Below are 708 nucleotides of genomic sequence, written 5' to 3'. Positions count from 1 at the left end.
GGCGAGCGGCTGCCGCCGCCCACCTGGTAGGCCAGCCATGGACCGGCGCGATCCTGCCACGGCGCCTCGGCGCTGTCGCGGCTCTGCACGCGCCATTCGATGGCGTTGTTGCCGGGCAAGGCGATGTCGACGCGCGTCACCGGGTAACGCCCCGGCGACACGAAGGCATAGCCGTGCTGCGCGGGATCGGTGCTCGCCGCGTCCAGTTGTTGCCAATGCCAGTCGGCGACGACCGGCGTCGGTGCCAGTTCGGCCTCCACCCCGGTCAGCGGCGGCGCGCCGGCACCGGCCAGCGGCAGCAGGCGCAGATAGCGCACTTCGCGGCCGATGGGGATGCGCAGTTGCTGCAGCCGGTGCCCCTGGTTGCTGAGGTCGACCAGGGTCGCATCGGCCACCAGCACCTCCCAGTCGCGCAGATCGTCGCTGCCTTCGACGCGGTAGCGCGCCTGCTGTGGCTGCGCAGCGGCGGCCCATTGCAGCGACAGTGCGCGCAGCGGCGCATGCAACGCGCTGGCATCGACCAGCCAGCCGGCAGCGCCCGCGTCGTGGCCAGCGCCGGCCACGCGGGTCTGGATGCGTCGCACACTGCCGTCGCTGTCGCGCTCGGCGATCAGCTCCAGATCCGGAGTCCGCCCGTCGGGCGCCGCCGGCAGCGGAAACCACGGCAGCGGCTGCCGGCGCGGCGCGGCCTCGGCCTGCTCGGCGGCG

The 708-nt window shown here is 74.2% G+C and carries 1 protein-coding gene; it reads right to left on the bottom strand.

Features of this window, described 5'->3' with window-relative positions; translation table 11 throughout:
- A partial coding sequence (locus D588_RS0115920) for a DUF3999 family protein (protein WP_017916688.1) occupies window positions 1–708 on the bottom strand: 708 nt, incomplete at both ends.

The sequence above is a fragment of the Xanthomonas sp. SHU 308 genome, from assembly GCF_000364645.1.
GTDB classification, from domain to species: Bacteria; Pseudomonadota; Gammaproteobacteria; order Xanthomonadales; family Xanthomonadaceae; genus Xanthomonas_A; species Xanthomonas_A sontii.
This window is presented reverse-complemented; position numbering and strand designations above follow the sequence as displayed.